A 6,650-nucleotide genomic window follows, 5' to 3' on the forward strand; every position below is an offset into this window, starting at 1 on the left:
TTTAACGAGCGCCACCAGAGCGCACCGGTTTGACTTTCTCCTGCCAAAAAAATAAACAAAGGAGCCAGCCTCATGAAGCCTTCCGCTTCGCCGCAGCCTCGCCGTGCTGCGGCCGCCGCCTTTATCGGCACCATGATCGAGTGGTACGACTTTTACATCTATGCCACCGCTGCAGCGCTGGTGTTCGGTCAACTGTTCTTCCCCTCCGACGATAAATTGTTCAGCACCATGGCCGCGTTCGGCACCTTCGCCGTCGGCTTTTTTGCGCGGCCGTTGGGCGGCATCGTGTTCGGTCATATCGGCGACCGCATCGGCCGCAAGAAATCCCTGGTGATTACCCTCGTGATGATGGGCGTGGTCACGGTGTGCATCGGCCTGTTACCGACCTATGCCCAGATCGGCGCTGCCGCACCGGTGCTGTTGATCCTGTTGCGGGTGGTGCAGGGTATTGCGGTTGGCGGCGAGTGGGGTGGGGCGGTGTTGATGGCTGGCGAGCACGCGCCGAAAGGGCGGCGTAATTTCTTTGCATCCTTCGCGCAGTTGGGCAGCCCGGCCGGTTTGATTCTTTCCTTGCTAGCGTTCAGTGCCGTCACTCGTTTACCTGAAGAGGACCTGCTCAGCTGGGGCTGGCGCCTGCCGTTCCTGGCCAGTGCCTTGCTGTTGATCGTCGGCCTCGCGATTCGCCTGGGTGTGAACGAGTCGCCGGAGTTCCTCGAAGACAAGGCTCTGGCGGAAAAAGCGCGAGCGATCAAGCAGGACCAAGCCCCCGTGCTGGAAGTGCTGAAGACCGCTTGGCGTCCACTGTTGTTGTGCATTGGCGCCAATACGTTGGGGATTGCCGGCGTGTATTTCACCAACACCTTCATGATTGCCTACAGCACTCAGCAACTTAATCTGCCGCGCTCGTTGATTCTGGAATGCCTGTTCTTCGTCGCCATTATTCAGTTCTGCGTCCAGCCGCTAGCCGCCTGGGTGGCGGAGAAGGTCGGCGCTACCCGGTTTCTGTGCGCCATGTGCGTGCTGGCAATGGCCTCGCCGTACCCGATGTTCGTCCTGGTCAGCAGCGCTCAGGCACCGTTGATCATCCTCGGCATTGCCCTGGCGGTGGTGTGCATGGCGTCGTTCTACGCCGTCATCGCAGGTTTTGTCAGCGGCCTGTTTGAAACCCGTGTGCGCTACACCGCGATCTCCCTGGCTTACCAGGTATGCGGCGCGCTGGCCGGCGGCCTGACACCGTTGATCGGCACCTGGCTGGCCCATCAATACCTGGGCCAATGGTGGCCGATGGCAGTGTTTTACAGCGTGATCGCGGCGGTTTCGTTGGTGTGCGTACTGGCCTTGTCCCGCCGCCATGCCACGGCCCACCGCCTGGAAATGGCACACAGTTGAGGGAGTCAGCAATGTTGAAGATTAATGGCGAGCGCCTGTGGCGTAGCCTGATGGACATGGCCGAGATCGGCGCGACCGCACGCGGTGGCAGCTGCCGCCTGGCGTTGAGCGCTGAAGACAAGGCCGGTCGTGAGCTGTTCAGCCACTGGTGTAAAGCAGCCGGCCTGACGTTGAGCGTGGATGCCATCGGCAACCTGTTCGCCCGCCGCGCGGGCACCGACAATGACGCCGCCCCGGTGATGATGGGCAGCCACCTGGATACCCAGCCCGAAGGCGGACGCTTCGATGGGGTGTACGGCGTGTTGGCTGGCCTGGAGGTCATCCGCAGCCTCGACGACCACGGCATCCAGACGCGCAAGCCGTTGGAAATTGCAGTGTGGACCAACGAGGAGGGCGCCCGTTTCACCCCGGCGATGCTGGGCTCGGCGGTATTCACCGGCACGCTCGCCCTGGACAAGGCACTGGCCACCGCCGATGTCGACGGTATCAGCGTGGCCGAGGCATTGCGCGCCACCGGCTACAACGGTGAGCGCCCGTTGGGTGGCGCGGTGGATGCGTATTTCGAAGCGCATATCGAGCAAGGCCCGATCCTGGAGGACAACGCCAACAGCATCGGCGTAGTCACCGGTGGTCAAGCGATTCGCTGGCTCGATGTACGGGTCGAAGGCATGGCCGCGCACGCTGGCACCACGCCGATGCCGTTGCGTAAAGATGCGCTGTACGGCGCGGCAAAAATGATCCAGGCCCTGGAAAACCTCGCTGCCGATTTTGCCCCACAGGGCCTTACCACTGTGGGTGAACTGAGCATCGCCAAGTCGTCGCGCAACACCATCCCCGGCTTGCTCAACTTTACCGTCGACCTGCGCCATCACCGCGACGCCGACATCGACGCCATGGAGCAGCAAGTGCGTGCACGCCTGCAGGCTATCGCGGACAACCGTGGCCTGAGCGTCACCATCACGCCTCACTGGATCAGCCCGGCTACGCCGTTCGACGCTGAGTGCGTGGCTTGCGTGCAGGCTGCGGTGGACGGCTTGGGCTACAGCCAGCAGACCATCGTCAGCGGCGCCGGCCACGATGCGATTCACCTGGCGCGCTATTGCCCCACCGCGATGATCTTCATCCCCTGCGTCGGCGGCCTCAGCCACAACGAAGCCGAGGATGTCTTGCCCGACGATGTGCGCCAGGGTACCGATGTCTTGCTCAACGCCGTCTTGAAACGCGCCGGGCATGTTCATTTCTAAAGGCCGACGCCGCACCCCTGTGGGAGCTGGCTTGCCTGCGATTGCGCACTGTCAGAGAGCAATGTACTGCCTGATTCACCGCCATCGCAGGCAAGCCAGCTCCCACAGGTTCTGTGTTTATCCAGGAGCAACTCATGAAGACGTTTTTTCACCCCGAACAACTCCTGCATCACCCGCGTAGCTACTATTCCCGCGGCCAGATGCGCACGCCCCAGGAGGTTCCCGAGCGAGCGCGCAACCTGCTGTTGGCTGCGCAAACCCTGGGCTTCGATATCCAGCAACCGACCGATTGCGGTATGGATCCTTTGCTCGCGGTGCACGGCGGCGACTACCTGGCTTTTCTTCAAGAAGCTCACCAGCGCTGGAAAGAAATTCCCGAAGACTGGGGCGACGAAGTCATGTCCAACATCTTCGTGCGTGAACCCAATGCCTTGCGCGGCATCCTGGCTCAGGCGGCACGCTACCTGGCCGATGGCAGTTGCCCCATCGGTGAATTGACCTGGCGCTCGGCTTATTGGTCAGCCCAAAGCGCCATCGCCGCAGCGGGAGACATCCTCGATGGCGCCCCTGCCGCCTACGCCTTGTGCCGGCCGCCGGGCCATCACGCCCGCTTCGACGCGGCCGGTGGCTTCTGTTACATCAACAATGCGGCCGTGGCTGCGCAAGCGCTGCGCCAGGGTTTCCAGCGTGTCGCGGTGCTCGATACCGATATGCATCACGGCCAGGGCATCCAGGAAATTTTCTACGACCGCGACGACGTGCTGTATGTGTCGATCCACGGCGACCCGACCAACTTCTATCCTGGCGTGGCAGGCTTTGCCGAGGAAAAAGGCAACGGCACCGGCGAGGGGTACAACCTCAACCTGCCGATGCCCCATGGTGCCAGCGAAGCGGTGTTCTTTGAAAAACTGGAGCAGGCCCTGGCAGCGGTGAATGACTTCTCGGCGGATGTGCTGGTGTTGTCACTGGGCTTCGATATCTATGAGCTGGACCCACAAAGCAAAGTCGCGGTGACGCGGGAAGGCTTTGCGCGGTTGGGAGCCCGCATCCGTGCGCTGGGGTTGCCCTGCGTGATCGTGCAGGAAGGCGGGTATCACTTGGAAACGTTGGACAGTAATGCCCAGGCGTTTTTCGGTGCACCAGCGGCTTGGAACGCGCTATCAGACCCTTTATTAAAGGGTGTTTGAACGCTAAAAGCCTGCTGATCAGTTTTCAGCAGGCTTTTCAGCCCTTGTCGGGTGCTCGTTCTGATCTGCGTGCAACAACGCCGTGTAATCTTGCCCGCCGTAAAACACCCCCACTATTGATACCGTTTTGAAGTCAGGCTTCACCCTGAAAGCAATAATGGTGCTGCGACGATAGTGAGTGATGCGCAAGTCTTTCAGCAGGTCGTCACGGCGCATGCCACGCAAGGGAAACAGGGCAAGGCTTTCACAGTAGCTGACAAGATTGTCGATAAAACGCGCCGCTTCAGGAGGGGAGCCGACATCGCTGATGTAGTCTTCAAGGGCATCGAGTTGCGCCAAGACCTCGGGCGAAAAAACTACCGAGTAGCTCACGCTTCCCCTGTGCCTTTGCGCTGACGTCTGGCGGCCATATGTTCGCGGACCTGTTCTGGCGATAACCCAAGCTCAGGCTTCGCCTCAAGGGCGGTCGCTGCGGGGATGACTTCGGCTCTGAGCCAATCCTCCATGGCGCGATCACGCGCCAGCAACGCCCGCAGGCCGTCGCGAATCACTTCACTTTCGCTGGCATATTCGCCAGCAGCCACCTTGGCTTTGACCAGAGCCGCCATTTCAAGGGGCAAGGTGATGCTCATTTGCTGGGTTGAGCGCATGGGTGTATCCGCCTGAGGTGAGTGGGATTCAATCCTACTCGACCATTGGCGCGATGCAAGAAGCAACTGATCGATGCCGATGCCCGGCGCCTCGTCGTCCATCCAGAAGGGGTAGGTTTCCATGAGTTGCTACGTCTCCAGTTGTGTAGGTCAGGCCGAAAGTATTGACCCGTTTTGGCGATCGCGTTGCCGTAGGTGGCTGATAACCTGCTGATATGTATGACTTCATATGTGTAACAGGATGATCTCGGCAAACCATCTAGGCACACATGGCGTCCCACCGGCTCCCATACGATAATGCTCGTCACCTCGACCACCTTTGGCCTGCCTCCCGTGATCATCAACTTCGACCTCAACGACCTCCAAGCTTTCCGCGCCGTGGTGGACAAGGGCAGTTTTCGTGGCGCTGCCGAGGCCATCCGTATCTCGCAACCGGCCCTCAGTCGGCGTATCGAAAAGCTCGAATCCGCGCTGGATGTAAAGCTGTTCGAACGCACCACGCGACGGGTCAGCCTGACCATGGTCGGGCGTGCATTTTTACCCCAGGTCGAGCGCATGCTCGACGATCTCGACATCGCGCTGATGGGTATCAGCAACGTCGCCTCGACGCGCATGGGTAATGTCACCATCGCCTGCGTGCCGTCTACCGCGTACTACTTCATGCCCCACGTAATCTCCGAGTTCCACAAGCTGTATCCGAAGATTCGCCTGCGGGTGCTGGATGCCAGTGCCGGCGAGGTGTGCAATGCGGTGGCCAGCGGCGAGGCGGACTTTGGCGTGAGTTTCAGCGGTAGCCTGGCCGATGAGGTGGAATTCGAGTTGCTGCTGCAGGAGCGCTACGTGCTGGCCTGCCGGCGTGATCACCCTCTGGCTGGGCGTGACAGCGTGAGCTGGACCGAGGCCTATGAGCATGACTACATCGAGGTGGACAAGACGTCGGGCAACCGCTTCCTGCTCGACCAGGCCTTGCGTGGGGTGCGGGTGAAAAAGCCGAGTATCTGCGAGACGCACCACGTGACCACCATGATCGGGCTGGTGGAGGCGGGGCTGGGAGTGGCGATGGTGCCGTCGATTGCGATGCCGGCGCACACTCACCCGATTCTGGTCAGTGTGCCGCTGGTGGAGCCTCAGGTGCTGCGCAATGTGGGCTTGATCAAGCGCCGCGGGCGGACGTTGCCACCGGCGGCGCTGGAGTTGGAGCGACTGGTACGGGAGATGCCGTTCCGGTCAGCGTGACACCGAGTCCAGGCCGGTGGATTGCACCTCCTGCTGGGCCTCGGGCGATGCCATGAACTGCAACAGTGCCTTGGCCTGCTCAGGGTGTTTGGCGTTCACTGGAATACCGGCGGCGAAACGGGTAACGGACTGCACGTCTTCCGGGATCTTGCCTACGAACGTCACGCCCTTGACTGGCAACAATTCCGCCACTTGTTGCAAGCCGACCTCGTAATCACCCTTGGCCACCTGTTCGCCCACCGGCACGCGTTGGATCATGGTGCCCTTGGCCGGCATGCCGAGCTTCTTGAACAATTCCTTCTCGACATAAACGCCGCTTGCGCTATCCGAATAGGCCACCGATTTGGCTTTGCTCAGCACGGCCTTCAACTCGGCGTCTGTATTGATCACAGGTTTGGCCGCACCTTCCTTCACCACCAGGCCAATCCGCGAGTCGGCCAGCTCCACGCGGGACGCGGGATCGACTTTGCCTTGTTTGATCAACTCATCCAGGGCATAGCCGACCATGATCACCACATCGGCCTGTTCGCCACGGGCCAGGCGGTTGGGAATCGCTTCCGGCGCCTTGCCCATGGACGGGCCAAGGATGGTGTCGAGGGTGTCACCGCTTTGCTCGGCGTATTGCGGGCCGAGCAATTTATACGCGGCGGTGAAGCCGCCCGAGGTCATGACCTTGAGTTGTTCGGCCTGGGCTGATAGCGCCAGGGTGCCGAGGACGACAGCAGCGAGGGTCTTGAGCAGCGGCTTCATTGCGCAGCCTCCTGCATGACTTGGCCGCGGGTATTGGCGCGGCGATACAACGCCAGGGTCGAACACAATGCACACAGCGCGGCGAATATCATCCAATACGCAGGTGAAGCCTTGTCTTCGGTGATGTGAATGAACCAGGTGGAGATCGCTGGCGTGAAGCCACCGAACACTGCTGTCGCCAGGCTGGAGGCCAG

General features: G+C 61.0%; 7 protein-coding genes and 1 pseudogene. 4 read left to right on the top strand and 4 right to left on the bottom strand.

What is annotated here, in order from left to right:
• Positions 1-72: 72 nt before the first annotated feature.
• The 3 genes from APH41_RS04535 (at position 73) to APH41_RS04545 (ending at position 3,820) form a co-directional block, all read left to right on the top strand.
• Positions 73-1,389 carry an MFS transporter gene (locus APH41_RS04535; RefSeq protein WP_054897601.1) on the top strand — a complete coding sequence of 439 codons (1,317 nt, stop codon included), beginning with the start codon at positions 73-75 and terminating at the stop codon, positions 1,387-1,389.
• Positions 1,390-1,400: 11 nt separating this feature from the next.
• Positions 1,401-2,633: a Zn-dependent hydrolase gene (locus APH41_RS04540; protein WP_034126592.1), complete on the top strand. Its 1,233-nt coding sequence runs from the start codon at positions 1,401-1,403 to the stop codon at positions 2,631-2,633.
• Positions 2,634-2,767: 134 nt separating this feature from the next.
• Positions 2,768-3,820 (top strand): histone deacetylase family protein, encoded by a 1,053-nt coding sequence (locus APH41_RS04545; protein WP_054917740.1) that lies wholly within the window; start codon positions 2,768-2,770, stop codon positions 3,818-3,820.
• An 18-nt stretch (positions 3,821-3,838) separates the two neighbouring features.
• Here the strand turns inward: APH41_RS04545 and APH41_RS04550 are convergent, their stop codons facing one another.
• Together APH41_RS04550 and APH41_RS04555 are read right to left on the bottom strand one after the other, a co-directional pair.
• Positions 3,839-4,192, bottom strand: a complete 354-nt coding sequence (locus APH41_RS04550; protein WP_054917741.1) for a type II toxin-antitoxin system RelE/ParE family toxin — start codon at positions 4,190-4,192, stop codon at positions 3,839-3,841.
• Positions 4,189-4,470 carry a type II toxin-antitoxin system ParD family antitoxin gene (locus tag APH41_RS04555; protein WP_034127030.1) on the bottom strand — a complete coding sequence of 94 codons (282 nt, stop codon included), beginning with the start codon at positions 4,468-4,470 and terminating at the stop codon, positions 4,189-4,191. The genes APH41_RS04550 and APH41_RS04555 overlap by 4 nt, the downstream gene beginning before the upstream one ends.
• 333 nt (positions 4,471-4,803) lie before the next feature.
• Here APH41_RS04555 and APH41_RS04560 point away from each other — a divergent pair, with 333 nt between their 5' ends.
• Positions 4,804-5,706 (top strand): LysR family transcriptional regulator, encoded by a 903-nt coding sequence (locus APH41_RS04560; protein WP_034127031.1) that lies wholly within the window; start codon positions 4,804-4,806, stop codon positions 5,704-5,706.
• Here APH41_RS04560 and APH41_RS04565 read toward each other — a convergent pair.
• Both APH41_RS04565 and APH41_RS04570 read right to left on the bottom strand, forming a co-directional pair.
• Positions 5,698-6,456 carry a substrate-binding domain-containing protein gene (locus APH41_RS04565; RefSeq protein ID WP_054917742.1) on the bottom strand — a complete coding sequence of 253 codons (759 nt, stop codon included), beginning with the start codon at positions 6,454-6,456 and terminating at the stop codon, positions 5,698-5,700. The genes APH41_RS04560 and APH41_RS04565 overlap by 9 nt on opposite strands.
• Positions 6,453-6,650 (bottom strand): annotated as a pseudogene (locus APH41_RS04570) (citrate-proton symporter); the annotation flags it as partial. The pseudogene APH41_RS04570 and the gene APH41_RS04565, both read right to left, overlap by 4 nt.

Origin of the sequence: Pseudomonas sp. NBRC 111138, assembly GCF_001320835.1 — a bacterium.
Lineage (GTDB): Bacteria > Pseudomonadota > Gammaproteobacteria > Pseudomonadales > Pseudomonadaceae > Aquipseudomonas > Aquipseudomonas paracarnis.